Origin of the sequence: Streptomyces sp. NPDC046203 (assembly GCF_040646255.1) — a bacterium.
Classification (GTDB): domain Bacteria; phylum Actinomycetota; class Actinomycetes; order Streptomycetales; family Streptomycetaceae; genus Streptomyces.
On sequence record NZ_JBEYZX010000025.1, the window covers coordinates 66,390 to 92,477 of the forward strand.

The 26,088-nt window shown below is 70.7% G+C and carries 23 protein-coding genes, 1 pseudogene and 1 riboswitch; of the genes and pseudogenes, 11 read left to right on the forward strand and 13 right to left on the reverse strand.

Translation table 11 applies throughout. The annotated features are described in order from the left end of the window. Positions 1–195 precede the first annotated feature (195 nt). The 7 genes from ABZ990_RS19240 to ABZ990_RS19270 all read left to right on the forward strand — a co-directional run bounded on the left by ABZ990_RS19240 (position 196) and on the right by ABZ990_RS19270 (position 5,924). Positions 196–1,716 (forward strand): radical SAM protein, encoded by a 1,521-nt coding sequence (locus ABZ990_RS19240; RefSeq protein WP_361232523.1) that lies wholly within the window; start codon positions 196–198, stop codon positions 1,714–1,716. Then, positions 1,700–2,410, forward strand: coding sequence for a hypothetical protein (locus ABZ990_RS19245; RefSeq protein WP_361232526.1), 711 nt, complete (start codon positions 1,700–1,702; stop codon positions 2,408–2,410). The genes ABZ990_RS19240 and ABZ990_RS19245 overlap by 17 nt, the downstream gene beginning before the upstream one ends. Beyond that, the gene (locus tag ABZ990_RS19250) at positions 2,407–3,252 is read left to right on the forward strand and encodes a hypothetical protein (protein WP_361232528.1); all 846 of its coding nucleotides are present in this window, start codon (positions 2,407–2,409) and stop codon (positions 3,250–3,252) included. Before ABZ990_RS19245 ends, ABZ990_RS19250 begins: the two co-directional genes overlap by 4 nt. Then, entirely contained in the window at positions 3,249–4,067 is an 819-nt protein-coding gene (locus ABZ990_RS19255; protein WP_361232531.1) for a carbohydrate kinase family protein, read from the forward strand. The genes ABZ990_RS19250 and ABZ990_RS19255 overlap by 4 nt, the downstream gene beginning before the upstream one ends. Next, complete coding sequence (locus ABZ990_RS19260) at positions 4,064–5,041, forward strand: nucleoside 2-deoxyribosyltransferase (protein ID WP_361232534.1); 978 nt, start codon at positions 4,064–4,066, stop codon at positions 5,039–5,041. Before ABZ990_RS19255 ends, ABZ990_RS19260 begins: the two co-directional genes overlap by 4 nt. Beyond that, positions 5,026–5,538, forward strand: coding sequence for a hypothetical protein (locus ABZ990_RS19265; protein ID WP_361232537.1), 513 nt, complete (start codon positions 5,026–5,028; stop codon positions 5,536–5,538). Before ABZ990_RS19260 ends, ABZ990_RS19265 begins: the two co-directional genes overlap by 16 nt. A gap of 80 nt (positions 5,539–5,618) precedes the next feature. Further along, on the forward strand, positions 5,619–5,924 hold the full coding sequence (locus tag ABZ990_RS19270; protein ID WP_361232539.1) for a MazG-like family protein: 306 nt from the start codon (positions 5,619–5,621) through the stop codon (positions 5,922–5,924). Positions 5,925–6,018: 94 nt separating this feature from the next. On the opposite strand, the gene ABZ990_RS19275 is transcribed toward ABZ990_RS19270, so the two are convergent. Together ABZ990_RS19275 and istA are read right to left on the reverse strand one after the other, a co-directional pair. Beyond that, on the reverse strand, positions 6,019–6,492 hold the full coding sequence (locus tag ABZ990_RS19275) for a hypothetical protein (protein WP_361232542.1): 474 nt from the start codon (positions 6,490–6,492) through the stop codon (positions 6,019–6,021). A gap of 126 nt (positions 6,493–6,618) precedes the next feature. Next, positions 6,619–7,596 (reverse strand): annotated as a pseudogene (istA, locus tag ABZ990_RS19280) (IS21 family transposase); the annotation flags it as partial. Positions 7,597–8,877: 1,281 nt separating this feature from the next. On the opposite strand from istA, the gene ABZ990_RS19285 reads away from it, so the two are divergent. Beyond that, positions 8,878–9,792 carry a hypothetical protein gene (locus ABZ990_RS19285; RefSeq protein ID WP_361232545.1) on the forward strand — a complete coding sequence of 305 codons (915 nt, stop codon included), beginning with the start codon at positions 8,878–8,880 and terminating at the stop codon, positions 9,790–9,792. Here ABZ990_RS19285 and ABZ990_RS19290 read toward each other — a convergent pair. Then, entirely contained in the window at positions 9,740–11,185 is a 1,446-nt protein-coding gene (locus tag ABZ990_RS19290) for a peptidase C39 family protein (RefSeq protein ID WP_361232547.1), read from the reverse strand. The genes ABZ990_RS19285 and ABZ990_RS19290 overlap by 53 nt on opposite strands. A 195-nt stretch (positions 11,186–11,380) precedes the next feature. Between ABZ990_RS19290 and ABZ990_RS19295 the strand changes: the two genes are divergently transcribed. Further along, on the forward strand, positions 11,381–12,058 hold the full coding sequence (locus tag ABZ990_RS19295; RefSeq protein WP_361232550.1) for a hypothetical protein: 678 nt from the start codon (positions 11,381–11,383) through the stop codon (positions 12,056–12,058). 338 nt (positions 12,059–12,396) lie between these two features. Continuing rightward, the gene (locus tag ABZ990_RS19300) at positions 12,397–14,310 is read left to right on the forward strand and encodes an AAA family ATPase (protein WP_361232553.1); all 1,914 of its coding nucleotides are present in this window, start codon (positions 12,397–12,399) and stop codon (positions 14,308–14,310) included. Positions 14,311–14,548: 238 nt separating this feature from the next. Here ABZ990_RS19300 and ABZ990_RS19305 read toward each other — a convergent pair whose 3' ends face one another. From ABZ990_RS19305 to ABZ990_RS19350, 10 genes are all read right to left on the reverse strand, one after another. Then, the gene (locus ABZ990_RS19305) at positions 14,549–15,649 is read right to left on the reverse strand and encodes a hemolysin family protein (RefSeq protein WP_361232556.1); all 1,101 of its coding nucleotides are present in this window, start codon (positions 15,647–15,649) and stop codon (positions 14,549–14,551) included. After that, positions 15,646–16,986, reverse strand: a complete 1,341-nt coding sequence (locus ABZ990_RS19310) for a hemolysin family protein (protein ID WP_361232559.1) — start codon at positions 16,984–16,986, stop codon at positions 15,646–15,648. The genes ABZ990_RS19305 and ABZ990_RS19310 overlap by 4 nt, the downstream gene beginning before the upstream one ends. Positions 16,987–17,456: 470 nt before the next feature. After that, positions 17,457–17,909, reverse strand: coding sequence for a PH domain-containing protein (locus ABZ990_RS19315; RefSeq protein ID WP_361232562.1), 453 nt, complete (start codon positions 17,907–17,909; stop codon positions 17,457–17,459). Positions 17,910–18,123: 214 nt separating this feature from the next. Continuing rightward, positions 18,124–18,972, reverse strand: a complete 849-nt coding sequence (gene hisG / locus ABZ990_RS19320) for an ATP phosphoribosyltransferase (RefSeq protein ID WP_361232564.1) — start codon at positions 18,970–18,972, stop codon at positions 18,124–18,126. Positions 18,973–19,081: 109 nt separating this feature from the next. Then, positions 19,082–19,354 (reverse strand): phosphoribosyl-ATP diphosphatase, encoded by a 273-nt coding sequence (locus ABZ990_RS19325; RefSeq protein WP_361232567.1) that lies wholly within the window; start codon positions 19,352–19,354, stop codon positions 19,082–19,084. A 34-nt stretch (positions 19,355–19,388) separates the two neighbouring features. Further along, positions 19,389–19,874 (reverse strand): 6,7-dimethyl-8-ribityllumazine synthase, encoded by a 486-nt coding sequence (ribH, locus tag ABZ990_RS19330; RefSeq protein ID WP_361232570.1) that lies wholly within the window; start codon positions 19,872–19,874, stop codon positions 19,389–19,391. A 109-nt stretch (positions 19,875–19,983) separates the two neighbouring features. Continuing rightward, positions 19,984–21,318 carry a bifunctional 3,4-dihydroxy-2-butanone-4-phosphate synthase/GTP cyclohydrolase II gene (locus tag ABZ990_RS19335; protein ID WP_361232573.1) on the reverse strand — a complete coding sequence of 445 codons (1,335 nt, stop codon included), beginning with the start codon at positions 21,316–21,318 and terminating at the stop codon, positions 19,984–19,986. After that, complete coding sequence (locus ABZ990_RS19340; protein WP_361232585.1) at positions 21,315–21,893, reverse strand: nicotinamide mononucleotide transporter family protein; 579 nt, start codon at positions 21,891–21,893, stop codon at positions 21,315–21,317. The genes ABZ990_RS19335 and ABZ990_RS19340 overlap by 4 nt, the downstream gene beginning before the upstream one ends. 56 nt (positions 21,894–21,949) lie before the next feature. Then, positions 21,950–22,558 carry a riboflavin synthase gene (locus ABZ990_RS19345; protein WP_361232575.1) on the reverse strand — a complete coding sequence of 203 codons (609 nt, stop codon included), beginning with the start codon at positions 22,556–22,558 and terminating at the stop codon, positions 21,950–21,952. A 2-nt stretch (positions 22,559–22,560) separates the two neighbouring features. Beyond that, positions 22,561–23,220, reverse strand: a complete 660-nt coding sequence (locus ABZ990_RS19350; protein WP_361232577.1) for a hypothetical protein — start codon at positions 23,218–23,220, stop codon at positions 22,561–22,563. A gap of 188 nt (positions 23,221–23,408) precedes the next feature. Beyond that, positions 23,409–23,539, reverse strand: a riboswitch (FMN riboswitch). 282 nt (positions 23,540–23,821) lie between these two features. On the opposite strand from ABZ990_RS19350, the gene ABZ990_RS19355 reads away from it, so the two are divergent. Beyond that, a partial coding sequence (locus tag ABZ990_RS19355) for a chitinase C-terminal domain-containing protein (RefSeq protein ID WP_361232579.1) occupies positions 23,822–26,088 on the forward strand: 2,267 nt, incomplete at its 3' end.

The following is a 26,088-nucleotide window of genomic DNA, read 5'->3' on the forward strand; positions in this document are numbered from 1 at the left end:
ATGCCTTGTCGATCACCCAGCGTCCCGGTCTTCGGACACTCAGGGGTGGAAGACCAACCCCCATGCAACCGAACAACCCCGGTGCCCCCTCCTCCCGCGGCGGGCAGGCAACAAAACTAGGAGCGCCCTGGGCCGTCGATCTTCCGGCACCGTCTCCGCCGGAGCGCCGGCGCCCTCGGCTTCGGAGGGAGGAACATGCAGCCTGTCGTCATCCTGGACTGCTTCACCGTCGAGCCCAGCGGCCTCGGCGTGCCGCCGTACCTGTCCACCTACGTGCGCAACGCCTGGTCGGCGCTGCGCCGGGCCCGCCCCGAGGCGGAAGTCCGGTACCTGACCATCGACGACATGATGTGGTGCCTGGCCGGAGGGCAGCCCTCCGTCGAGCCGCCGCAGAGCGATCCGCTCACGTACTCGGCGACCACCAACCGCGACAGCGCTCTTCAGCTCCTCAGGGATGCGGAGATCGTCCTCGTAGTGGCGGGCGATGCCGTCCCCTCGGTCCATCTCCATGCGGTGAACGGGTCGTTGGCGGAGATCGCCCGAGCCGTCGCCTGTGTGCGGGGGCGCCGCTTCCTGCTGGGTCCGCTGTCCACGTACGCCTTGGCGGCGCCGGCGGAGTACGCCGGGCTGTTCGACGCCGTGCACACCCACACGGTGACTTCCGGCGATCTGCTCCTGGGCAGTCGGCGGCCGGCGGACTACGGGCAGATGCGGCGCGACCGCGACTCGTTCACCGGTCTCGTCGAGCAGATGCCCTGGCGTCCGATCGCCGAGCTGGAGCTGTACCGCGGCTGCACGCGCCGGAAATTCTGCGACTTCTGCAACGAACCGGCCAAGTCCCCGCTCGTCGCCTTCCGCGAGGTGGACGACGTCGTCGCCGAGGTGGAGCAGCTGTACGCGGCCGGGGTCCGCAACTTCCGTCTGGGGCAGCAGACCTGCTTCTTCTCCTACCGCAACCGGGACGAGGAGGCGATCCGCGCTCTGCTGGGAAGCATCCGGCAGGGCTGCCCCGACCTGGAAGTCCTGCACATCGACAACGCCGACCCTCTCGCCATCGCCGCTCCCGTGGTGCGGCGGATCGCGAAACTGGTCGCGGACTACTGCACCGAGGGCAACTGCGTGCCCATGGGCATCGAGTCCTTCGACCCGGTCGTCATCGAGCGGAACACCTTGGCCTGCACGCCCGAGATCCTCATGCGCGCGGTCGAGAACGTCAACGAGGCCGGGGCCGCCCGGGGGCCGGGAGGGCTGCCGATGCTCCTACCGGGCCTGAACCTGATCTACGGCCTGCCGGGAGAGACCCACCGTACGCACGCGGCCAACCTCCGGGGCCTGGCAACGATCCTAGACGCCGGCCTGCTCTGCCACCGCACCAATGTCCGTCTCGCACGGGCTTTCCCCGGCACCCCGCTGGCCGGCTTCGGCGAACTGGAGCCGCTGCCGTCCGCAGAACACTTCGCCACCTGGAAGGCCGACATCGACCACACCTGGGACCAGCCGATGAAGGAACGGGTGTACCCCGCCGGCCTGCGGATTCCAGGGTTGCACTCCTACTTCATCGGGCAGGGCGGAACCTGGTGGCGGCGGCTCGGCTCGTACTCCATCCAGGTCGTGGAGCGCGGTGCGGCCGTTCCTCTCGGAACCACTGCCGACCTCGTGGTGACCGCGCACGCGCCACGGATGATCTACGGAGAACGCCTTGCATCCACTGCCTGACGGATCCCTCGCCTCCTTGGCCGCGCTGGACGCGGAGGCGGACCGGACCGTCCGGGTCGGCCTGCTGCTGCCCTGGGCCAACGTGGCGGTCGAGACCGAACTGCCCCGTCTCGGCCTGCGCAACACGGTCTTCCACCACGCCCGGCTGGTCCCCGCCTCCGGAACGACGGCCATCGACAAGTCGTTCTGGCATGGGCTCCGGGAGGCGTCGACGGGGGCGCTGGATTCTCTGGCGCACATCGAGCTGGACTCGGTGATCGTCGCATGCACCTCGGCCGGCTTCACCGGCGGACCGCCCCTGCCCGTCGGTGTCACCACGGCGTTCGACGCCGTCCTCGCCGCGCTGGCCGCCGACGACATCACGAGGGTCGTCCTCGCCACGCCCTACCCCGCCGAGGTCACCGAGGCCGAGGCCGCCGCGTTCGCGGAAGCCGGCATCGACGTCCTGGAGCACGTGAGCCTCGGCCAGGACGACGGCTACCCCGAGATCACCACCGACAGCGTCCTGACGCTGGTGGACGGACTTCCGCAGCACGCGGTCGAGGCCGCGCAGGCCGTGGTCCTGTCCTGCACCGGCTGGCACACCCTCCGGGCGGTCGAGGAACTGGAGCAGCGCCTGCGGACGCCCGTCCTCTCCTCCAACATCGCCATGGCACTTTCCGCCGCCCGCCTGAGCTCTGGAGCCACCGCATGACCGCTGTCCGCCGTATGCCGGTCAAGCCACAGGAGATCAGGCGGATCCACCGGCTCGTCGCCCGCGCCGCCGCTCTGCCGGATGTGCGGGCGGAAGTGGAGGCCAACCACGACGACAACCGGTGGTGGCCCCGGACGATCGCCGACCCGCGGGTGCGCATGCTCGCCGCCGGCTGGTCCACCCGGATCTCGTACCGGATGATCGACACCTACGCGGAGGTGATCCGATCCGCCCGTGCCCTGGGCTTCGACGCGCTGGCCGCCTCGACCGAGGGCGAACTCGCCGAACTGGTACGCCCGCTCGGCCTGGCACGGACCAGGATCGGCTACCTGCGCTCGCTCGCCGAGTTGCTCCAGGAGTGGAGCAAGGAAGGCGTCGATCCGCTCTCGCCGTCGGCCGACAACGACGAACTGATCGACGACTTCGCCCGTCGTGTACGCGGGGCCTCGTACAAGGTGGCCCAGTGCGCGCTGCTCACCGCACGCGGGTACCACTGCGGGATCATCCCCGTGGACTCCGGAATGGTCAGCAAGCTCGCCCCGGCCCTGGGGCTGGACCTGCCGTCCGGTGCGGTGGCGCACGAACGGATGCGGCACGCCCTGGAGGCCGCCGTGCACGCTCGGCCGGACGACTTCCGTTCGCTGGTCACCGAGCACAACTACCGGATCGCCCTCCCGGAGGACACGGAGCCGACCTGGTTCGTCCACCTCGTCTCGATCTACTTCAAACGGCTGTATCTCAACGGACCCTCCGCGCAGCTCTGCCGCCGCCGGCCTCTGTGTGCGAAGGCCGTCGGATGTTCTCACCGAGACCGAGCCGAGCAGCCCAGGGGCACGAGGTGACGCGGCTCGACGTGATCGGCAACGTCAGCCGGGATGTGACCCGGTACCCGGACCATCGCGGAGGCACGCATCTCGGCGGCGCCGCGCTGTTCGTGGCGCTCGCCGCGGCCAGAGCGGGCCACGTGGCCACACCTGTCTGTGTCCTCGGCCGGGACCTGGCACACCTACCGGAGACGCGGGAATTCGACGGGCTCGACTGGTCGGGACACGAGGCGGCCGAAGGCCCGTCCACTGCCTTCGACCTGCGGTACGACCGACACGGCGAACTCATCAGCGTCCACACCGACTACGGGGCAGCCGAGCGGCTGACGGACCACGCTCTCGCTCATGTGGACCAGCACCCCGGCGACACGTACCACGTGTGCTGCCGCCGGCCCCTCGACGCGGCAACCGTCCTCGATCGGCTCGCTGAGCACGGCGCCACCTTCAGCATCGACTTCTTCCTGCCCAGCGCAAAGAACATGATCCGGGCCGTCGGCCCCTGGCTCGACCGGGCGAGCACGGTGTTCGTCAACGCGGCCGAGCACCGCCTTCTCCAAGCCGTCACCGACATGGCGGTCCTGCCGGAAGTCGTGGTGACCGACGGTCCCCGCCCGGCTCAGGTGTGGGCCCTTGGACGGCAGGTCGCATCGGTAGTTCCTCCGCCTCAGTCTCCGATCGAAGTGTCCGGGGCGGGCGACACTCTGGCCGGCACCTTCCTCGCCCATCGATCGCAAGGCGCCACGCCCGCCCAGGCACTCGCCGAAGCGGTGGAGGCGGCAGCCCACTTCGTCACGACCCCGCCCCTCCGCATCCCGGCACAACGCCGCATTTGACCCACGACTGGGGGTTCCCGCAGGTGTCCGTCTTCTACGTCGCCCACCGGCTCTTCGCCGCTCACGACCGCGCCCTCGCCGCCACCCTCGCCGACCGGCTCGCCGCGAAGGTCGGCACGGAACACGTCTTCCTGCCCTTCTGCGACACCGACGAGGAGGACCTGGTCGCCGAGGTGAAAGGGCAGCGCCTGTTCGAGCTGGACCGGGAGCGCCTCGGCCGGCTCCGCGCGATGGTCGCCCTCCTCCACGGCCCGAGTCTGGACGACGGCGTGTGCATGGAGATCGGATATGCCGTCGCGAGCGGTATCCCCGTTCTCCTGCTGAGCACCGACTTCCAGTCCTACTCCCTCACCGAGGACGGCCCTCTCCTCGACTTCCCCGACCCGTTGATCCAGGCGGCGGCCACGCGTGTGATCCGCGTGCCCCGCCTCGGACCGCCGTCCTCCTCACACGAACAGGACGCGACCGGCTACGCCGAGTTCCTCTCCCGGAACCGTGCCCAGACCGACACCGCGCTCGACGCGGCCGTCGCGGCCCTGTTGGACCTGCCCACCCCCGCCCCACGCGTGAAGGCCCACAGCAAGACCGGCCAGGTCTACGTCGAGAGGTCCCCGTACGAGGCACAGGAAAGTGATCGCCTCGCACGCGCCTGTCTGGACGCCGGCCACGAAGTAGTGCTGCCTCGAAGGTTCGATTCCATCGACCCGGTCACGGGAGCCCTGGAAGACCTGGCAGCAGTGCGCGGGGCCTCCCGGCTCCTTGCCGATGTCTCCGGTCCCGAGACCCCACCCGGAGCCGCCCTGCTCATCGGTGCCGCCCTCGCGTCCGGTGTACGGATCGCGGCCTTCCACCCCCGTCCCACCTACACCCACGCTCCCGGCCGCGAACCGAACCGGCGCAACCTCATGATCCAGTACGCCGCCCACGCTCATCTCGCCGACACGGAGGCGGTGCAGTCGTGGATGACGTCGTGAACCTCGACAAACTGGCCACCACCCATCACACACTCGTCCTCGAAGGCCCCGACGGGGTGGGGAAGAGCACCCTCGCGGAGCGCTTGTCCGCGCAGTACGGCTTCCGGGTCGTCCACTCCCCCCGAACGCCGGACCACCTCGATCTGGCCTCCCGATACCGCGACATCCTCGACGGCCCCGGTCCCATCCTCTTCGACCGTTGCTTCGTCAGCGAACTCGTCTACGGACCGCTCCATCGCGGCAGGTCACGCATCACCTGGAGCGAAGCCCTCGACCTGGCCGAGAGCGTGATCAGCCGGGCAGGTCTGTTCGTCCACCTCACCGCGCCCGCACCCGTCGTCCGCCAACGGCTCCTCCACCGTGACGGGGAAGCTGCCGGGCTGGACGAGGTGGCCGCGTTGGTCACCGGCTACCAGCGGGTTTTCTCTGCGCTCGCGGAGTACAGCAAGGTGTTCACCCTCGACACGACGATCTTCGAGCACCCGCCAACTGGATGAGGCGGCTGGGTAGCCGGCGCACCCACTCCCCAGCTCCGGCTAGGCTGCGGCAGCACCCGCTGCACCGCTCCGGAGGAGTCGTGAACATCTCGTCAGCCCAGAAGCTCGCCTGGGAGAACAAGCTCGACAAGGGCTTCAACACCACCGACGTGGCGATGGAATTCGGCCTCCTCACCGCCGAAGTAGGCGAAGCCTTCACTGCCTGGCGCAAGGGCCACTCCGACCTCGGAGAAGAGCTGGCCGACGTCTTCCTCTACCTGACCGCCCTGGCGAAGATGAACGGCCTCGACCTCGAATCCGAGGTCACCCGGAAGATCGAGAAGAACGAACGGCGCTCGTACGAGCGCAACAGCCACGGAGCACAGGTCCGAACGAGCGGCGACTGACCGCCGTTGCCTGCGTCCCCAGCCAGTTGTGGACGATCGCGTTATTCCCCAGGGGTAAGTTCACGTAATTCCCCAGGTGCTGGGCTTGGAAGGGCTAGCTTGCGCCGGGTAGTCCCAGGGCGGCCAGGAGGGCTGAGGAGAGCTGTTCCGCGAACAGAGCCGACCCGGTGAGGGTCTGCCGGATGATTTCCTCGTCGGGTGTCAGTCCGGCGGCTGCCGACCAGGCGAGTGCGCCGGCGACGGCGGGTTCGATGGGGAAGTGCTCCAGAGGGATCTCGTAGCTCTTCGCCATCTCGCGGTTGAGCAGGCCCTCCCAACTGCTGCCGTCCGGCGTGAGGGCTTCGACGAACCCGACGTCGCTGTCCAGGAAGGACACCATGATGGCCGGTGTCCCTGTGCTCTGGACGAGGTTCGCCAGGCTGCGCCGGTTGGCGTCGGCGAAGTCCGTCACCTGCCAGCCCTCCGCCAATGCCTCCGTGTCTTCAATGCCCGTGAACCCGGCTGCCCGCATGAGCTGGTGCAGTTCCCCCGTGGACCGGGTCGTCAATGATCCGCCTGAGTTTCCCATGGTCAGGAAGCTAGCGGATGCCTCTGACAAGCCCGCTCGCGGCATTGAGACGCCAGCCCGGGAAGCCGCGAGGGCGGGACCCTAGTGCGCCTTGTCGGCCGTGTTCCTGGGCCGCTTGTTCGGGCGGTAGCTAGTCTGCGGCAGAGGCAGCAGTTCGGCCGCCTCCAGCGCGTCGAACACGGCCATCGAGGCGGCCCCGCCCAACGGCCGGCACTTCCGCCGCCCGGCGACCTGTCGGCTCCAGGTCACAGCCTCGGCCTGCATGTGCTCGATCGAGGTGAACTCCCGGCCCCGCCAGAACGAATCGCGGACATAGGGCATCGGCCGCTCGACCCGCGGCTTGTCCTTCGGCTTCACCGCCCGCGCCGGATCGACCAACGCGCCGTAGCGGGTGGCGAGTTCGGCATACGCCTTGTTGATCTTCGGGTCGTAGAGGTCGGGCTTGTCGACCCCGGTCTTGAGGTTGTCCGGGACGAGCCGGCGCGGGACGCCGCCGAAGTAGCGGAAGGCCGCGACGTGCGCTTCCGTCCACGCATGCTGGTCCAGGTGCAGCACCGGCCGGACGAACAGGTGCCGCGAGCACGGCAGGACCATCACAAACGCCCAGACCCGATGGCGTTTCCCGGTCCGCGGATCGGTCCACTGCCCGAGGAAGCCGTAGTCGATCTGAGCCTCCGATCCCGGCTCGATGTCGTCGCGCAACACCGTGACCTGCGACTTCGCCACCTCATCCGGCAGCGTCGCATGGATCCAACGGCGGAACGACGAGATCGACACCTGCAGCTTGTGCTCATCACGAAGCCGCTGATGGATCGTCGAGACGGTCACCGTCCCCAGCAGGCTCTTGATGTAGTCACGGTGCTGGTCGATGTCCGGCCAGGTCACCTGCCTGAGCCGTCTGTCGATGAGGCCGGGAGACCACTCCTTGATCAGCTTCGACCAGTCCGCCTCGCTCATCGGCGGCCCGCCCGGGCTAATCCCGGACGCCTCCGCCGGGGCCAGGTACTTCCTGACCGTCTTGCGGTCCACCCCCAGCGACGCGGCCAGCTCGCTCTTCGAGCGGCCCGCGTACCAGTGGACGTAGATCTCGGTGATGTCGACCACGACGAACGTTCTCCTCGCCATCCGGGCTGCCCATCGGCCATCCGAACCACGGGACGAGGAACATGAGCAGCTCCGCGACGACCAGGTCCCTCGATCCCGACCTCCGCGCTGCCCATGGCCAATTAGGAGAATTCCGGGTGGGGAATTACATGACGCTCAAACCGCCCAACCTGGGAAAAACTTGAACGTCGACACCAGTCGGCCGTCATCGTTCCGCTCGACGCAGATACGGTCAATGGAACTCTAAAACCCGTCGGAAGAGCCGCGTTTGCACTTGGGGGTGGTAGTGAATCCGGTGACTTCATACCACTTCGACATAGTCTCCATGCAGATGTCGCCACCGCCTGCGAGACATCCAGCTGGGCAAGGCGTGGGCCAGCATCACCCGAGCCAGACCGGCCGGACGCCGTCGGCACGACCCTCCGCCGAGGGCTGGACGACAGGACGTTGGCGCGCTCACAGGAGTCCAGACAACCGGTTGACCCGGACCCGCGCGCCGGCGGGCAGGGCGCGGCCCAGGGCGTCGAGCTGAGCGGGATGGCCGACGCAGGACCTTGGGCCTGCCGCAGCAGCAGCCACGGCAGGCGATGACAGTGCAGGAGGGCCGCCCTATCACCGTTCGCCGGGTCATCGTCCTGGCCGCAGTGACACCCTCGCACGAGGGAAATGACCGACCTTGAGACTGGTGGAAACTTCACGGCAGCCGAAGTCGCCGTAGAGGGTCACGTACGTGCCGGTCCTGTCACGGCCGAAAGGACCCGCCGCTTGGCGAAGTTCACGCAGTGCCCACGGGGCGGGTCGCTCCGACTCCACTCGACGCCCTGGAAACCGGACCCGCATGAGGTGCCCGCCACGACCCGCGCCATGCCAGCCTGACCGAGCTCCAGCAGCCCGGCAGCCAGGACGGGGACAGCTGTGGACGCATCTCACGGGAACGTGCGGTGAACTCCGGCTCCTTCTCCTCGCCGGCTCTCTCACGCGAGGGTTCCCGCCTCGTCGATCGGGACGGTACGGCGACCGCCCGCCGAGCGAAGTGGCCCCTCAGAAGCCGACCACGGAACAACCACTTGTCTATCGCTCATTCCGCACGCCGCAAGGGTCCCACTGCGTCGGGCAAGCGGTGGACCGTCCGGTAATACAGGGAGCCGGGTGGACGCACCGGGCGCCAGCGGGAGAAGTCGTTTCCCCGGAAGAAGGACGCGGTCGACTTTGCCACCAAGGTGGAAGGCGACAAGCGCGAGAACATCTACGTCGACCCCGATGCTGGCAAGGTGTCGTTGCGTGTGTACGCGACCGCTCGCGAATAAAACTGTATCCGCCGGCACCCTTGAGTCGTACGAGCGCATCGTCCGGCTCCACGCCCTCCCCCACCTGGGAAGCAAAACGATCTCGCAGGTCACAGCGGAGGACATCGAGGGCTTGTACACCCAGTGGCTCCGAGAGGGAGCGGCGCTCAACACCATCGAGTCCCGGCACATCACGCTCTCGGCCCTGTTCTCCCACGCCGTACGCCATCGGCGGATCACTGGAAATCCAGTGGCGCTGGCCGAGAAGCTGGATAATCCCGTCATCCCTGTCGACGAAAGGAAGCTTCCCAGCTTCGACGAGATCACCGCCATTGCCGAATCGATCGGTCCTCGTTTGTCTCCAGCAGTTTGGCTGATGACATGCCGCGGACTTCGCATTGGAGAATCCCTGGGAGTCTTTCCGGAAGACATTCATGACGGAGTATTGCGGATCTGGCGGCAAGTTACCCGCTACAAAGATCCCTCCGGAAAATACGTCCAGAAATATGCTCCTCTGAAGCACCGGAAGGAAGGAGAGTGGCGTGACATCCCGATACCCGATGCTCTTGAGCATTTCATCGATCGATTGCCGATCAGCAACGCGAACGGCGGGTTGCCGTATCCCGACCTCCTGCACAAGTCGTGGGACCGTGCCATCAAGAGGCTCGGCCTTCCCGAATACAACCCGCACGACTCGCGCCACGAGCGGTCCGCCGCGGCCCCGCCGAACGGTGTGCTCCTCGGCGGGATGTCCCGCCGGTTCGGGCGTCGTTCGATCGAGGTCGCGGTGGACCGGTGCGGCCGCCTCGTGCGGGGCGGCCGGGAGTGGTGCCGTCAGGACGCGGGGCCCCGGCCTCTCACAGCACGCCGAGCGAGCGGAGCACCCGGTGCTGTGTGCCGGTCGGCTTGAAGGGCCAGTAGAGGTAGCAGACGCCGCCCGAACCGCTTCTGACCTTGCCGTTCGCGTCGTAGCGCTTGGTGCGGAGCCAGATGTTCTCCCATTCCCGCCGGCGGTAGACGCGGCGGACGGCCTCGTCGCTGGGCGAGGCGGGGTCGTTGGCGATCACGTCGCCGTCGGCCGTGAAGCCGATCACGGTCATCAGATGGCCCGAGGTGCCGTAGCCCGCGCCGGTCAGTTCCGTCTTCAGGAAGGACTGGGAGGTGATGACCGGGATGCCCGCCCGGACCAGGTCCTCCAGGTCGGTGAGCGAGCCCAGCCGGGTCACCACCGCGTTCATGTCCGGGTAGGAGGCGGCGTAGGCGGCGTTGAAGGGCCAGTTGCCGCAGCCCTCGTACTGGCTGTCGTAGGTGGACCGGGCGGCATGACAGACCTGGGGATCGGCGTACTCGGGGTTCACCCAGGCCAGGTCCTCCGGCGCGGGGTGGCGGCCCCAGTATTCGATGATCATCTGCGAGGAGGTGGGGCTGCACCAGGCCTCGCCGCCGTTGTCGTACTCGGGGTACTGCCCGACGTGGATGTTCTGCGAGTAGCGCGGCACGGTCAGCTCGCGGCCCGAGCCGGGCGCGGAGGCCGGCACCGTGAACCGGTCGGGGACGTCCGAGGCCATCGCGCCGATCCGCCACACCGTGGGGGTGAGGGAGGTGCCGGGCGTGCGGTGGAGGGTGAGCCGCAGCCGGTACGAGACGAGCCGCAGCCCGCTCGCCGGGTCGTCGACCGAGAAGGTGTCGGTCCAGATGGACGCCTTGCCGTCGCTCTGGTCGTCGACGGAGGTACGGCGGATGTCGGCGTCCCCGGCGGCCCAGCGGCCCATCACGAACCACGGCGTCCTGGTGCCGTCGCCGTAGGTGCCGCTCAGCTCCACCTGGATCCAAGTGCCGGCCGGGGTGTCGGCGTTCCAGGAGGCGATGACCTCGGTGGCCGGGACCGTGGAGGTGTGGACGGGCGAGGTCCAGCTCGCGTACTCCCAGGCGCTGGTCCGTCCGGTGTGCGGATCGGTGTAGTCGGCGGTGCCCGCCGGGGTGCCGATGACGAGACCGGGGCGGTGGCCCGAGACGGCGCGGGTGCCGGCCGGGGTGCCGCAGCGCCAGTCGGTGTACGTGTGCCAGAAGCGGTTGTCGACGAGTCCGGGTGCCGGGGCCGGGCCTCCGGCCGGGCCGGCCTGGCCGGTCGCGACGGTGGTGGCGGTGGCGGTCCCGGCGGCGGCGCGGGCGTCCCGGCCGACGCTTCCGGCGGCGGCGAGGACGGGGGCGGCAGCGGCTGTGGCCGCGGTGGCCGCGACCGTGCCGGCGGCCGTCGCGAGGGCGGCGGCGAGGACGGTTCTGCGCGGGGTGGCAGGGGGCATGGGCGGGGACCCTCCAGTCGGGGTGGCGAAGGGACGGGCTGCGGGCCCCACTATCGCGGCTCCCGGAGGGCTTCTGCCAGCGATTCGGCCGGTGCCGGGCGAGCAATATTGGTCTGCTCCACTGGCGGCCCGTGCCGCGCTGACCTGCGGCAGGCACGGCGAGGGCGCCGGATCCGCTCGCCTACCCTGGGGTCCATGGACGACCTCGACCGCCTGGCAGCCGAACTGCGCCGGCTCCCGCCCTCCTGCGGCCCGGTGCGGCTGGTCGCGATCGACGGCCACGCCGGCTCGGGGAAGTCGACGCTCGCCGCACGGCTCGCCGCCGCACTCGGCGGCACCGGCGACCGCACCGACGACGGCGGGTGCAACGAGCCCACCGGCCCCGCCCCCGTCCTCCATCTCGACGACCTCGCCACCCACGACGAGCCCTTCGCCTGGACCGACCGGATGCTGCACCAGGTGCTCGGGCCGCTGTCCCGGGGCGAGAGCGCGCTCTACTCCCCGTACGACTGGGACCTCCACCGCTTCGGCCCGCCCCGGCCGCTGCCCCCCGCGCCCGTCGTCCTGGTAGAGGGCGTGGGGGCCGGCCGGCGGGCGCTGCGGCCCCATCTGGCACGGCTGTTGTGGATGGAACGCGGCCCCGAGGAGTCCTGGGTACGCGGGCGCCGACGGGACGGGCTCGCACTGTCGGATTTCTGGGACGGCTGGACCGTGGCGGAGACTCGCCATTTCGCCGGGGACCCCTCACGGCCGTTCGCCGACACCCTGGTGCGCGAGTGCCAGGAGGGGTACGTGTGGCGGCCCGGGCCTTCTGTGGCAGCAGGCACGCACCAGACCATCACGTACGGTGACGACTCACCGGCCGCAAACTGAGCCACCGGGATTCCGCTTGCGCGAGTGCCTCAACTCGGCTTGACCCAAGGGGCGTACAGGTCTTACGTTCTCAATGTGCGGCTCGCGAAGCCGCCGCGGACGCGAAGCCCCCGGTTGTTCCCCCGTGATCGGGGGCTTCGTTCCACCTCCGGGACTCACCGTCCGTAACCATCGGTGAACCAGCCATCGCCGCATCGGGAACCAGCCGAGCGGCCTTTCGTGGATCCCCCTGATCGAGGGGATCCGCTCCTTCTCCCTCTTCAGACGCCCGTCCCGCCGGTACGATGCCCCTCGGTGTGGTCAATTCCCGTCCACGTGAAGACGGTTGTGGGGGACCGATGGATTTCGGCACACAGGGCGCGCACGCCCCCGCCGAACTCGCCTGGCTGCGCGGGGTCGACGCCTACACCATGGGCGCGTATCCGCAGGCCGAGGAGGAGTTCCGGACGGCGGTACGCATCGACCCCGGCATGGCGGACGGGTGGCTCGGCCTGCACGCGCTGCGGGTGGACACCACGACCGCGCTGCTGCGGATGTTCCGCCACCGGGAACGGTTCGGCGAGCAGCGGACGCGGCACCGGCGAACCCTCAACTCCTGGTACTGGCTGGGCTGGTGGGTGCAACCGGTACTGGAGACCCCGCGCGATCTGCTGCTCGCGCACGCCTCGCACTGGCTCGACGGCCGCCATGTGGCCGAGCTGGACCGGGCGTTGGCGGGTCTCCCACCGGTCGACACGGACTTACACGTGCGCTTCCTGCACGCCTGCCGGGCGTATCTGGTCAAGGACTGGGAGCAGTTGGTCCGGCACACCGAGCCGCTGGTGGACGATCCCTTCCTCGGCATCGAGGCGGGCCTGTTCGGCGGCATGGCCCGGGTCCGCCTGGAGATGTACGGGCAGGCCGAACCGATGCTGGCCGCCGCGCTGATGCGCTGCCGCAGTGAACAGCCGCAGCGCAAGGAACTGCGCTACTGGCTGGCCCGGGCCCACGAGGGCACCGGCCGGACGGCCGCCGCGCTCCCCCTCTACCGGGCCGTGCACCGGATCGACCCGGCGTTCATGGACACCACCGCGCGGCTGACGGCGATCGCCGAGTACGACGGTTTCGAGGGCCCGGACGATCCCCTGCCGGGCGCGCCGCTGTACGGCGGACTCGGCCAGGACATACCGGCCGCCGCCGAAACGGACGCCTCGGCCGGCTTCGAGCCGGAGGTGCCGGCCGGCGACGGGCTGCTGGTCAGCACCGAGGCCGTACCCCCGTTCGTAACTCCGGAGCCGCCGGAGCCCCCCGAGTTCGTCCGGCAGAAGGCGGCGGTGCCGCGCCAGCCGGTGCCGCCCCGCTTCCCCGCGAGCCCGACCGACCCCCGGCTGCTCGCCGACGCGCTGGAGCAACTGGAGCGGATGGTCGGCATGGAGCCGGTCAAACGCCAGGTTAAGGCGTTGTCGGCGCAACTGGAGATGGCCCGGCTGCGCGCCGGGGAGGGGCTGCCCGTCCAGCCGCCCAAACGGCACTTCGTCTTCTCCGGCCCGTCCGGCACCGGCAAGACCACCGTCGCCCGCATCCTCGGCCGGGTCTTCTACGCGCTCGGTCTGCTCGGCGGCGACCATCTCGTGGAGGCCCAGCGCGCCGATCTCGTCGGCGAGTACCTGGGCCAGACCGCCGTGAAGGCGAACGAGCTGATCGACTCGGCGGTCGGCGGGGTGCTCTTCGTCGACGAGGCGTACGCGCTCTCCAACACCGGCTACAGCAAGGGCGACGCCTACGGCGACGAGGCGCTCCAGGTCCTCCTCAAGCGCGCCGAGGACAACCGCGACCATCTCGTGGTGATCCTTGCGGGCTACCCCGAGGGCATGGACCGGCTGCTCGCCGCCAATCCCGGACTGTCCTCGCGCTTCACGACCCGGGTCGACTTCCCCTCGTACCGCCCGCTCGAACTCACCGAGATCGGCCGGGTGCTCGCCGCCGCGAACGGCGACGGCTGGGACGAGGAGGCGCTGGACGAGCTGCGCTCGATCAGCGGGCACGTGGTCGAGCAGGGCTGGATCGACGAGCTGGGCAACGGGCGCTTCCTGCGCACCCTGTACGAGAAGTCCTGCGCGTACCGCGATCTGCGGCTGTCCGGCTTCGCGACCACCCCGTCCCGCGAGGATCTGGCGACGCTGCGGCTGCCCGATCTGATGCAGGCGTACGGCGAGGTGCTGTCGGGCCGCGGTCCGGCCGGCCGCGGTCCGCAGGAGCCGCCGGGGATCTGACCCCGGTGGCTCCCTTCCGGGACCGGTGGCCGTCCGGTGGCTCCCCGGCCCCGGACGACGCCCCGGACACTGCCCCGCGGACCGTCCGACACCTCGCGGACCGTCCGATGCCTCACGGACCGTCCGACACCTCGCGGACCGGCCGATGCCTCACGGACCGGCCGATGCCTCGCGGACCGGCCGACACCTCGCGGACCGTCCGCGTTCCGGCTCGGCCCGCGAGGGCCCTCACCGGCCGTCAGCCCGCCAGGGCCTTCACCGGCCTCGGCTCCTGTTGCGCATCCTGCCGCGCGTCCGGCCGCGCGGCGGGTGCCACAACCCGGTGGGCGGGGTCACGGACCTCGCCGACCAGCATCTCCAGGACGTCCTCCAGGGCGACCAGGCCGAGCACCCGCCCGGAGGCGTCCGCGACCTGGGCCAGATGGGTCGCGGCCCGGCGCATCACGGTGAGCGCGTCGTCGAGCGGCAGCTCCGCCCGGAGCGTGGCCATCGGGCGCCACACCTGCTGGGGCACCGCGCGCTCCCGGTCCTCCAGATCGAGCACGTCCTTGACGTGCACGAACCCCATGAGGGTGCCGCGCCCCTCGGCGCGGACCGGGAAACGGGAGTAGCCGGTCCGTACGGTCAGCTCCTCGATCTCGCGCGGAGTGGCCGACGGGGAGACCGTGACCAGCGCGGCGGCCGGTATGAGGACGTCCGTCACCGGCCGGGTACCCAGCTCCAAGGCGTCCTCCAGACGCTCCTGCTCGGCCGGGTCGAGCAGTCCCGCCTGGCCGGCGTCCTCGACGAGCCGGCCGAGCTGCGCACTGGTGAAGACGGCCTCCACCTCGTCCTTCGGCTCGACCTTGAAGGCCCTGAGGACCAGCCGGGCGCAGGCGCCCAGCGCGGTGGTGACCGGCCGGCAGATCCGGGCGAAGCCGACCAGGCCGGGGCCGAGGAGCAGCGCGGTGCGCTCGGGGTCGGCCATGGCCAGGTTCTTCGGCACCATCTCGCCGATGACCAGGTGCAGCACGACCACCACGGCCAGCGCGATCACATAGCCGAGGGGGTGGATCAGACCCTCGGGTACGTGGACGGCGTGGAAGACGGGTTCGAGCAGCCGGGCCACGGTCGGCTCGGCGACCGCGCCGAGCGTCAGGGAGGCGACGGTGATGCCGAACTGGGCGGCGGCCATCATCTGCGGCAGGTTCTCCAGGCCGTGCAGGACCTGGCGGGCGCGGGCGCCGCCGAGCGGTTCGATCTGGCTGCGACGGACGGAGACGAGCGCGAACTCGGCGCCGACGAAGAAGCCGTTGGCCAGGACGAGCAGGACGGCGAACAGCAGGGGCAGCAGACTCATCGGACCGCCTCCGCGGCGACGGGCACCGGGGCGGTGCGCATGAGGCGCACCCGCTCGGCGCGGTAGCGGTCGACCTGGCGCACCGAGAGGCGCCAGCCGGGCAGTTCGGCCCGGTCGCCCGGGGCGGGGATGCGCCCGAGCAGATCGGCGACGAGCCCGGCGACCGTCTCGTACGGTCCGTCGGGCACGTCGAGCCCTATCCGGCGCAGGGTGTGCACCCGGCAGGAGCCGTCGGCCTCCCAGATCTGGGAGCCGTCCTCCGAGGGCACGGGCGCGAGTTCGGGGCGCGCGTCGGCGGCGGTGTCGTGCTCGTCGCGGACCTCGCCGACCAGTTCCTCGACGATGTCCTCCAGGGTGACGACGCCGGCGGTGCCGCCGTACTCGTCGACGACGACCGCGATCGGCTGCTCGCGGCGCAGCCGTTCGAGCAGGGCCTGGACCGGCAGCGACTCGGGGACGAGCAGCGGCGGGACGGCGATCCGGCCGACCGGGACCCGGTGCCGCTCGTGCGGGACGACCGCGAGGGCGTCCTTGAGGTGGACCATGCCGACGATCTCGTCGATCCGCTCGCGGTAGACCGGGAAGCGGGACAGGCCGGTGGCCCGGGTGAGGTTGAGGACGTCGGCCGCGGTCGCGTCGGACTGCAGGGCGCTCACCTTCACCCGCGGGGTCATGACCTGGTCGGCGGTGAGCCCGCCGAGGGTCAGGGTCCGTACGAAGAGGTCGGCGGTGTCCTGTTCGAGGGCGCCGGCCTGGGCGGAGTGGCGGGCGAGGGAGACCAGCTCCCCCGGGGTGCGCACGGAGTCCAGCTCGTCGGCCGGTTCGACGCCGAAGAGCCGGACGAGCCGGTTGGCGACGGTGTTGAGCGCGGCGATCACCGGCCGGAACAGGGCGGAGAACACATGCTGCGGGCCGGCGACGAAGCGGGCCACCTGGAGCGGCCGGGAGACCGCCCAGTTCTTCGGCACGAGTTCGCCGACCACCATCTGCACGGCGGAGGCGAGGAGCATGCCGATCAGTACGGAGATACCGGAGACGGCGCCGGCCGGGAGGCCGGTGGCGCCGAGCGGCCCGTCGAGCAGCCCGGCGATCGCGGGCTCGGCGAGCATGCCGGTGACCAGCGAGGTGATGGTGATGCCGAGCTGGGTGCCGGAGAGCTGGAAGGACAGCTCGCGCAGCGCCGTGACGACGGTGCGGGCGCGGCGGTCGCCCTCGGCGGCGGCGCGCTCGGCGTCGGCCCGTTCCACGGTGACGAGGCCGAATTCGGCGGCCACGAAGAAGCCGTTGGCGAGGATCAGAAGGAATGCCGCGACGAGCAGCAGAAGGGAGACGATCATGCCGCCGCCTCGGACGAGGGGGCGGCGCAGGTACTACCGGACGATCCGTCCATTGCCGGAGGGAGTCACTCCTCGGGTCGAAGGTCGGCCCCGCGGGCCGCCGGCGGGCGGCCCTCACACGCGAGGCGGTGGCGCCGCTCGGCACCACCGCCACCAGAGTAGTCACGCACGCCCCGTCCCGGGCAGGGGGTCGGCTCCGGATGGGGGACGGATCAGGGTTCGCTACGGGGTCGGTTCAGGGCCTCCCCGGAGCCAGGTGCCCGGAACGGGGCCGGATCAGGGGCTCCCCCGGACCCGGGTGCCCGGAACGGGGCCGGGCGCGGCGGCCGGACGTCGAGATCGGGCATGGCGGCCGGACGCCAAGGCCAGGGGCGCGGCGGCCGGGGCGCGGCGGCCGAGCAAGGGAGTGGGGCGCGGGAGTGGGGCGCGGGAGTGGGGCGCGGGAGTGGGGCGCGGGATCGGCCCCGAGTTCAGGAGGTCTCGCGCCCGGTGCCGTGGCTGTCGGCGAGGGCGCGCAGCGCGCGGGCGTCCTCTATGGCCCGGCCCTTGGCGATGCCGGGCTGGATGCCGAGCGCCGGCATGCTGGTGCCGTCGCTCAGGTCGAGGAACACCCAGGGGTCGCCGGGGCGCAGGTTGACCCGCAGGATCTCCGCCCACGCGAGCCGCCGCACCCGGGTGATGTTGACGACGGTCACACCCTCCTCGTCGGCGACGACCTTGGGCCGGCTGAGCATGACCAGGACACCGGCGAAGAGCGCGGCTATGAAGACGAAGCTCGTCCGCTCGCCCGGCGACAGCCCCTCCAGCATCATGCCGACGGCACTGATGACGAGGAACATCGCCACCGCGGAGGTCAGCAGGACGATCCGGGTGCGGGCCGGCCGGAAGGTGACCGGGAGGGCGGGTGCGCTGGTGTCGGTCATGCGGGTGATCCGGCTTTCGGTGCGGGCGGGACGAGCGGGCGGGCGGGGCGGGCGAGGTGATCCCGGTCCGTACGGTCGGTGCGACCTGTGCGATCGGTCCGACCTGTGCGATCTGTGTACGAGCGGTGCGCCGGCTCGGGGCGCGGTGACACCGGCCCGGGTACGGGTGCGCGTACGCGGGACACGCCCGTGTACGCGCGGCCCGTGGCCGGTGTCAGAGCCGGCAGGCGTGGATGGCCGTGGTGAGGATGGCGCGGGCGCCCAGCTCGTACAGGTCGTCCATGACCTTCTGCGCCTCGCGGGACGGGACCATGGCGCGGACCGCGACCCAGCCCTCGTTGTGCAGCGGCGAGACGGTCGGGGACTCCAGACCGGGGGTGAGGGCGACGGCCTGCTCCAGGTGCTCGGCGCGGCAGTCGTAGTCCATCATCACGTAGCTGCGGGCGACCAGGACGCCCTGGAGGCGCCGCAGGAACTGCTGCACCTTGGGGTCGTCGGTGGGAGCGCCGGCCCGGCGGACGACCACGGCCTCGGAGGTGAGGATCGGGTCGCCGATGACCTCCAGACCGGCGTTGCGCAGGCTGGTGCCGGTCTCGACGACGTCCGCGATGATCTGGGCGACGCCCAACTGGATCGCGGTCTCGACGGCGCCGTCCAGGTGGACGACGGATGCCTCGATGCCCTGCTCGGCCAGGTGCTTGGCGACGATGCCCTCGTAGGAGGTGGCGATCGTCATGCCGTGGAAGTCCTTGGGACCGGTCGCGGTGCCCGGACGGGTGGCGTAGCGGAAGGTCGAGCGGCCGAAGTTCAGCGGCAGGATCTCCTCGGCGTCGGCGGCGGAGTCCAGGAGCAGGTCGCGGCCGGTGATGCCGATGTCGAGCCGGCCGGACGCCACGTAGATCGCGATGTCCTTGGGACGGAGGTAGAAGAACTCCACGTCGTTGTCCGGGTCGACGGTGACGAGTTCCTTGGACTCCTTGCGCTGCCGGTAGCCCGCCTCATGGAGCATCTCCATCGCAGGTCCGGAGAGGGAACCCTTGTTGGGGACGGCGATGCGCAGCATGGGGTGGGCTTCCTTTGCCTCAGAGGTCGTACGTCGGAACGGGTGGTGCGGGGGACGCGCGGTGCGCGGCCGGCCCCTTGCCGGAGGGACTCCGTAAGGGGCGGGCAGATCAGAGGTGGGCGTACACGTCGTCGAGCGAGATCCCGCGGGCGACCATCATCACCTGGACGTGGTACAGCAGCTGCGAGATCTCCTCGGCGGCGGCTTCCTTGCCCTCGTACTCGGCGGCCATCCAGACCTCGGCGGCCTCCTCGACGACCTTCTTGCCGATGGCATGGACGCCCTTGCCGACCAGTTCCGCCGTACGGGAGGTCGCCGGGTCGCCGGTCTCGGCCTTGTTCTTGAGCTCGGTGAAGAGCTCTTCGAAGGTTTTGTTCGCCATGATGTCCTCAGGGTACGGGGTACGGGCTCGCGCCTCAGCGCCAGGGTTCGCTGACCGTGCGCAGCGTGGTCGCGGTGGCGACGGCGGCGGTCACGGCCTCGTGGCCCTTGTCCTCGTGGGACCCTTCGAGGCCGGCCCGGTCCAGGGCCTGTTCCTCGGTGTCGCAGGTCAGGACACCGAATCCGACGGGTACGCCGGTGTCGACGGCGACCTGGGCGAGGGCATGGGTGACGCCCTGGCACACGTACTCGAAGTGCGGCGTGCCGCCGCGGATGACGACGCCGAGCGCCACGACCGCATCGTAGCCGCGTCCGGCGAGTGCCTTGGCCACGACGGGGAGCTCGAAGCTGCCCGGGACGCGCAGCAGGGTGGGCTCCTCGATGCCGAACTCCTTGAGGGCGCGCAGGGCGCCGTCGACGAGGCCGTCCATGATCTTCTCGTGCCACTGGGCCGCGACGACCGCGACGCGCAGGTCGCCGCAGTTCTTCACGCTGAGGACGGGTGCGCCCTTGCCGCTCATGTCTCTCCTTGCCGTGATTCTTACGGTGTTCTCGCCGCACTGCCGACGTGCCGGCGTGCGGTCGTACGGTGTCGGTCCGCCGGATCCGCCGGTGTTACCGGGGCCGGCGCTACTGGGGGTGGGTTCCGGTCGCCGTGCCGTCCAGCCAGGGCAGGTCGTGTCCCATCCGGTCCCGCTTGGTGCGCAGATAGCGGAGGTTGTGCTCGTCCGCCTGGACCTCCATCGCCTCCCGGCCGGTGACGTCGAGGCCGTGCCGGGTGAGGGCGGCGGTCTTGTCGGGGTTGTTGGTGAGCAGCCGCAGGCTGCGGACCTTGAGGTCGGCGAGGATCCGCGCGCCGGCCGCGTAGTCGCGGGCGTCGGCGGGCAGGCCGAGTTCCAGATTGGCGTCGAGGGTGTCGCGGCCGCGTTCCTGGAGTTCGTACGCCCGGAGCTTGGACAGCAGGCCGATTCCCCGGCCCTCGTGGCCGCGCAGATAGACGACGACCCCTCGGCCGGCCTCGGTGATCCGTTCCATGGCCGCCTGGAGCTGGGGGCCGCAGTCGCAGCGCAGCGAGTGGAAGACGTCGCCGGTCAGGCACTCGGAGTGGATCCGGACCAGGATGTCCTCGCCGTCGCCGAGGTCGCCGTGGACGAGGGCGACGTGCTCGACGCCGTCGGTGGTGGAGCGGTAGCCGTACGCCGTGAACTCGCCGTACGCGGTGGGCAGCCGGACCTCGGCCTCCCGGCGTACGAGGGGCTCGGCGGAGCGCCGGTAGGCGATCAGGTCCTCGATGGAGACGATCGTCAGACCGTGCTTGCGGGCGAACGGCACCAGCTCGGGCAGCCGCAGCATCACCCCGTCCTCGCCCGCGATCTCCACGATCGCGCCGGCCGGGCGGAGCCCGGCGAGCCGGGCCAGGTCGACGGCGGCCTCGGTGTGGCCGGGGCGGGTCAGCACGCCGCCGGGCCGGGCGCGCAGCGGGAAGACATGGCCGGGGCGGACGAAGTCGCCGGGCTCGGACGTACCGGCGGCCAGCATCCGCAGGGTGGTGGCGCGGTCGGCGGCCGAGATGCCGGTGGTGACGCCGTGGACGGGGCTCGCGTCGACGGAGACGGTGAACGCGGTCCGCATCGCCTCGGTGTTCTGGTCGACCATCTGCGGCAACCGGAGGCGGTCGAGTTCGGCGCCCTCCATGGGCGCGCAGATCAGGCCCCGGCATTCGCTCATCATGAAGGCGACGATCTCGGGGGTGACCTTCTCGGCGGCGATGACGAGGTCGCCCTCGTTCTCGCGGTCCTCGTCGTCCACGACCACGACGGGGCGGCCGGCGGCGATGTCCGCGATGGCCCGCTCGACGGGGTCGAGGGCGAGATCGGAGGTGTCCCAGAGCCGGTTCCCGGGGGCCGCGGCGAGCGGGTTCGGCACGGCGGAGAGGGGGCCGGCGGGCGTGGTGCGGGTGCTCATGCGTGGGCTCCTTCCAGGACGGGGGCGGTCCGCGACCGCAGCCACCAGTCGCGCATGCCCCACAGGACGAGGGCGAAGTAGACGACGTAGACCATGCCGGAGAAGGCGAGCCCGCTGTGGAAGGCGAGCGGGACGCCGACGAGGTCGACGAGGAGCCAGGCGAACCAGAACTCGACCAGGCCGCGGGCCTGGGCGACCATCGCGACGAGGGTGCCGACGAAGATGTACGCGTCGGCCCACGGGCTCCAGGACAGCGACGGGTAGAGGGTGAACAGGCCGCCGACGGCGAGGGTGCCGAGGGCCGCGCCGGCCAGCAGCAGCCCGCGCTCCTTCCAGGTCGCGAAGCGGACGGCGAGCGAGCCGTCCTGGGCCTGCTGCCTGCCCCGGTTCCACTGCCACCAGCCCCAGACGGCGACGCCGATGACGAGGAGCTGCTTGCCGACGCCGCCGGAGAGGTGGGCGGAGGCGTAGGCGCCGACGAGGACGACGCCGGAGAGCAGCTGGGTGGGCCAGGTGAGGATGGAGCGGCGCCAGCCGAGGGCGAGGGCGATCAGACCGATGGTGTTGCCGATCATGTCGGACCACAGGATGTGCTGGCCGAGGACGGTGAACGCCTCGGAGTTGAGCCAGTTCACTTGACGTTCTCCTGAGCGTTCCGGCCGAGCAGCCGCTCGACGTACTTGGCGATGACGTCCACTTCGAGGTTGACCGGGTCGCCGGGCTGCTTGATGCCGAGCGTGGTCAGCGCGAGGGTGGTGGGGATGAGGCTGATGGTGAAGTGCTCGTCGCCGGCCTCGACGACGGTGAGGCTGACGCCGTCGACGGTGATGGAGCCCTTCTCGACGACGTAGCGGGCGAGCCGGGCGGGCAGGCCGACGGTGACGACCTCCCAGTGCTCGGAGGGCTCTCGCCCCAGGATGGTGCCGGTGCCGTCCACGTGGCCCTGGACGATGTGGCCGCCGAGGCGTCCGCCGACGGCCGTGGGCCGCTCCAGGTTGACGCGGGAGCCGGTCGTGAGGGCTCCGAGGGAGGAGCGCTTCAGGGTCTCGGCCATCACGTCGGCGGTGAACTCGCCGTCGGCGGTCTCGACGACCGTGAGGCAGACGCCGTTGACGGCGATCGAGTCGCCGTGCCGGGCGCCCTCGGTGACCAGCGGGCCGCGCAGGCGGAAGCGGGAGGCGTCGGGCAGCTGCTCGACGGCGACGACCTCGCCCAGTTCTTCGACGATTCCGGTGAACACGGTCAGACTCCCTGGACGGTGTCGGGGGACAGTTCGGCGGTCGGTGCGGTGCGCGGTGCGGCGAAGACGGCGGCGCGGGTCGCGGCAGCGGCCCCGCTCGGCGCTCCGGCGGCGGGGACGGCGCCGGTACTGGCGCCGGCGCCGGTGCCGGTGCTGGTGCTGGTGCCGGTGCTGGTGCCTGTGCCGGTGCCTGTGCCGGTGCCGGTGCCGGTGCCGGTGCCGGTGCCTGTGCCTGTGCCTGTGGTGCCGGGCGTGTCGGCGCGGGATACGGCGGTCACCCGGAGGCCGGGTCCGGCGTGCGCGGTCTCGCTCATGTCGAGCCGCAACGCGTCCGTGCGGGTGGTGATTCCGGCGCCGCCGAGGGCCGCGGATGCCGCGGGTGCCGCGGGTGCCATGGCGGCGAACGGGTCGGCGAGGGCGGGGGCGCGGGATGCGGAGGTGACGTACGCGATGCCCCTGAAGGCCGGGAAACCGGCCGCGGCGGGGGCGTGGGCCTCGGCGTACGGGCCGCCGGCGGGCCGACGCAGGCCCTCTTCGGCCGGACGGCCGGGGGCGACCCCGGCGACACGGCCGACGACCGTGGCGGGGCGGGTGAAGCCGAGACCGCGGGCGGCGAGGGTGCTCGCGCGCCGCGTGGCGGTGATGCCGGCCTGGGTGGCCACCGGGTCCTCCTGCCTCTTCGGGCACGGACTCCGGGGCCTGTCGATGACGACAGAAAGCGGAAGAGACACCTCGCGCAGGGTGCGCCGAGGCCGGATCCCCTGGTACGCCTGATGGACCCGGCTGAAGAAGCGGGTACGGCGACCAGCGGACGTACGGCCGGCACACCCCTCGACCGAGGGGTCACCCGCCGCGCACTGCCTCCCATCCGGACTTTCACCGTCGGTCCAGGAATTTCACCTGGTCAACCGGCCGCTGGCTGCGGACGGGTCGCGGACTATAACCGCCGGTTCGGAATTACACCGACCCCGGAGTGCGCTGCTGCTGATACACGGCCAGTGTGCCACGCCCCGCGCCGCGTCCGACCGGACGGGCGACTCCTTGTGGCGTGACTCACATATCGAGCGGATCCCTGATCCATCCCCTGCCCGACCCGCACTTGCCACCTTTGGTCCAGACCTATTGACGCTCTGGTCTAGTCCTCTTAATCTCCGTGTCACCTCCGAGGAACGGCCCTGGCGGTGTGCGCACTCCGCGGGCCTCGACACGACCCACCCCCCTGTTCGTTGTGTTCCGCCCGACCTCCCCTGGAGGAACCCGATCGTGTTCTCCCCCACGAAGAAGAGGGCCTCGCTGCTCGCTTCCGGTGCGGCCGTCGCCGGACTGCTCCTCGGCTCCCTCGCCTCCGGCGGCGTCTCGTACGCCGCCGACAACGAGTCCTGTCGCCCCGACGGCCTGTACCGGACCCCGGGCGTCGACGTCCCCTACTGCTCGGTCTACGACGCCGACGGCCGCGAGAAGATGGGCGCCGACCACCAGCGCCGCGTCATCGGCTACTTCACCGGCTGGCGTACCGGCAAGAACGGCGAGCCCGCCTATCTGGCCTCCGACATCCCGTGGGACAAGGTCACCCACGTCAACTACGCCTTCGGCCACGTCGGCGGCGACAACAAGCTGTCGGTGGGCACCGACGGCCCCGACAACGCGGCCACCGGGATGACCTGGCCCGGGGTCGCGGGCGCCGAGATGGACCCCGCGTACCCGTACAAGGGCCACTTCAACCTGCTCAACAAGTTCAAGAAGCAGCACCCGAACGTGAAGACGCTGATCTCGGTCGGCGGCTGGGCGGAGACCGGCGGCTACTTCGACGACAAGGGCGGCCGGGTGGACTCCGGCGGCTTCTACTCGATGGCCACCAACGCCGACGGGTCGGTCAACCAGACCGGGATCGACACCTTCGCGAACTCCGCCGTCGACTTCATCCGGAAGTACGGCTTCAACGGCGTCGACATCGACTACGAGTACCCGACGACGATGAAGGACGCGGGCAACCCGCTGGACTGGCAGCTCGCCAACGGCCGCCGCGCGGGGCTCGTCCAGGGCTACGCGGCCTTGATGAAGTCGCTGCGGGAGAAGCTCGACCGGGCCGGCGCCGCCGATGGCCGGCACTACCTGCTGACCGTCGCCGCGCCCTCCTCCGGCTATCTGCTGCGCGGCATGGAGACCTTCCAGATGCAGCGGTATCTGGACTACGTCAACATCATGTCCTACGACCTGCACGGCGCCTGGAACGAGTACGTCGGCCCGAACGCCTCCCTGTTCGACGACGGCAAGGACGCCGAACTCGCCGCCGCCAACGTCTACGGCTCGGCGCAGTACGGAAGCATCGGCTACCTCAACACCGACTGGGCGTACCACTACTTCCGCGGCTCGATGTCGGCCGGCCGGATCAACATCGGCCTGCCCTACTACACCCGCGGCCACAAGAACGTGCAGGGCGGCACCGACGGCCTGTGGGGCCGGGCCGCCGCGAGCAGCTGCCCCGCCGGTTCCGGCCTGACCAAGTGCGGCGACGGCGCGTCCGGCATCGACAATCTGTGGCACGACAAGGACACCGCCGGCAAGGAGTCGCCCGCCGGGTCCAACCCGATGTGGCATGCCAAGAACCTGGAGAAGGGGATCGTCGGCGACTACGTCACCCGTTACGGGTTCCCCGCCGACACCAAGCTGACCGGCACCTACGCCCGCAAGTACGACGCGACGCTGGTCGCCCCGTGGCTGTGGAACGCCGAGAAGAAGGTCTTCCTGTCCACGGAGGACGAGCAGTCGGTGGCCGCGAAGGCCGACTACGTCGTCGACCGGGGCATCGGCGGCACGATGGTGTGGGAGCTGGCCGGCGACTACGGCTGGAACGCGGCCAAGGGCCAGTACGACATGGGCTCGACGCTCACCTCGCTGATGTACGACAAGTTCAGGGCGGCCACCCCGTACGGCGCGCGGAAGGCGGGCGGGACGACTCCGGACCGGGCCGTGAACGTGGCCGTGGAGTTCGGCGGCTTCAAGCTGGGCGACTCCAACTACCCGATCACCCCGAAGCTGAAGATCACCAACAACACGGCCACGACGCTGCCCGGCGGCACGGAGTTCCAGTTCGACTACGGCACCTCGGCCCCGAACAACGCCTCCGACCAGTCCGGCTTCGGTACGAAGGTGATCAGCAGCGGCCACACGGGCAGCAACGTGGGCGGGCTGAAGGGCGACTTCCAGCGGGTGTCGCTCAAGCTCCCGGCGTGGCAGACGCTCGCCCCCGGTGCCTCGGTGGACCTGGCGTTCAACTACTACCTGCCGGTGTCGACCCCCTCGAACTGGACGGTGACGATCAACGGGACGGCGTACGCGCTCGCCGGGGACCTGGCGCGCGGCACGACGACGGTGGAGCCGGGCACGACGCCCACCACGCCGCCGACCACGCCTCCGACGACTCCGCCCACGACCCCGCCGACGACGCCCCCGACGACGCCTCCGACCACTCCGCCCGCGGGCTGCGCCGCGGCGGCGTACACGGCCGGCACGGTCTACAACGCGGGCCA

Coding starts and splice junctions, on each gene's coding strand:
- ABZ990_RS19240 (WP_361232523.1), top strand. CDS start 196: ATGCAGCCTGTCGTCATCCTGGACTGCTTCACCGTCGAGCCCAGCGGC.
- ABZ990_RS19250 (WP_361232528.1), top strand. CDS start 2,407: ATGACCGCTGTCCGCCGTATGCCGGTCAAGCCACAGGAGATCAGGCGG.
- ABZ990_RS19275 (WP_361232542.1), bottom strand. CDS start 6,492: ATGGGAAACTCAGGCGGATCATTGACGACCCGGTCCACGGGGGAACTG.
- ABZ990_RS19290 (WP_361232547.1), bottom strand. CDS start 11,185: ATGCCCCCTGCCACCCCGCGCAGAACCGTCCTCGCCGCCGCCCTCGCG.
- ABZ990_RS19295 (WP_361232550.1), top strand. CDS start 11,381: ATGGACGACCTCGACCGCCTGGCAGCCGAACTGCGCCGGCTCCCGCCC.
- ABZ990_RS19300 (WP_361232553.1), top strand. CDS start 12,397: ATGGATTTCGGCACACAGGGCGCGCACGCCCCCGCCGAACTCGCCTGG.
- ABZ990_RS19305 (WP_361232556.1), bottom strand. CDS start 15,649: ATGAGTCTGCTGCCCCTGCTGTTCGCCGTCCTGCTCGTCCTGGCCAAC.
- ABZ990_RS19310 (WP_361232559.1), bottom strand. CDS start 16,986: ATGATCGTCTCCCTTCTGCTGCTCGTCGCGGCATTCCTTCTGATCCTC.
- ABZ990_RS19315 (WP_361232562.1), bottom strand. CDS start 17,909: ATGACCGACACCAGCGCACCCGCCCTCCCGGTCACCTTCCGGCCGGCC.
- hisG (WP_361232564.1), bottom strand. CDS start 18,972: ATGCTGCGCATCGCCGTCCCCAACAAGGGTTCCCTCTCCGGACCTGCG.
- ABZ990_RS19325 (WP_361232567.1), bottom strand. CDS start 19,354: ATGGCGAACAAAACCTTCGAAGAGCTCTTCACCGAGCTCAAGAACAAG.
- ribH (WP_361232570.1), bottom strand. CDS start 19,874: ATGAGCGGCAAGGGCGCACCCGTCCTCAGCGTGAAGAACTGCGGCGAC.
- ABZ990_RS19335 (WP_361232573.1), bottom strand. CDS start 21,318: ATGAGCACCCGCACCACGCCCGCCGGCCCCCTCTCCGCCGTGCCGAAC.
- ABZ990_RS19340 (WP_361232585.1), bottom strand. CDS start 21,893: ATGATCGGCAACACCATCGGTCTGATCGCCCTCGCCCTCGGCTGGCGC.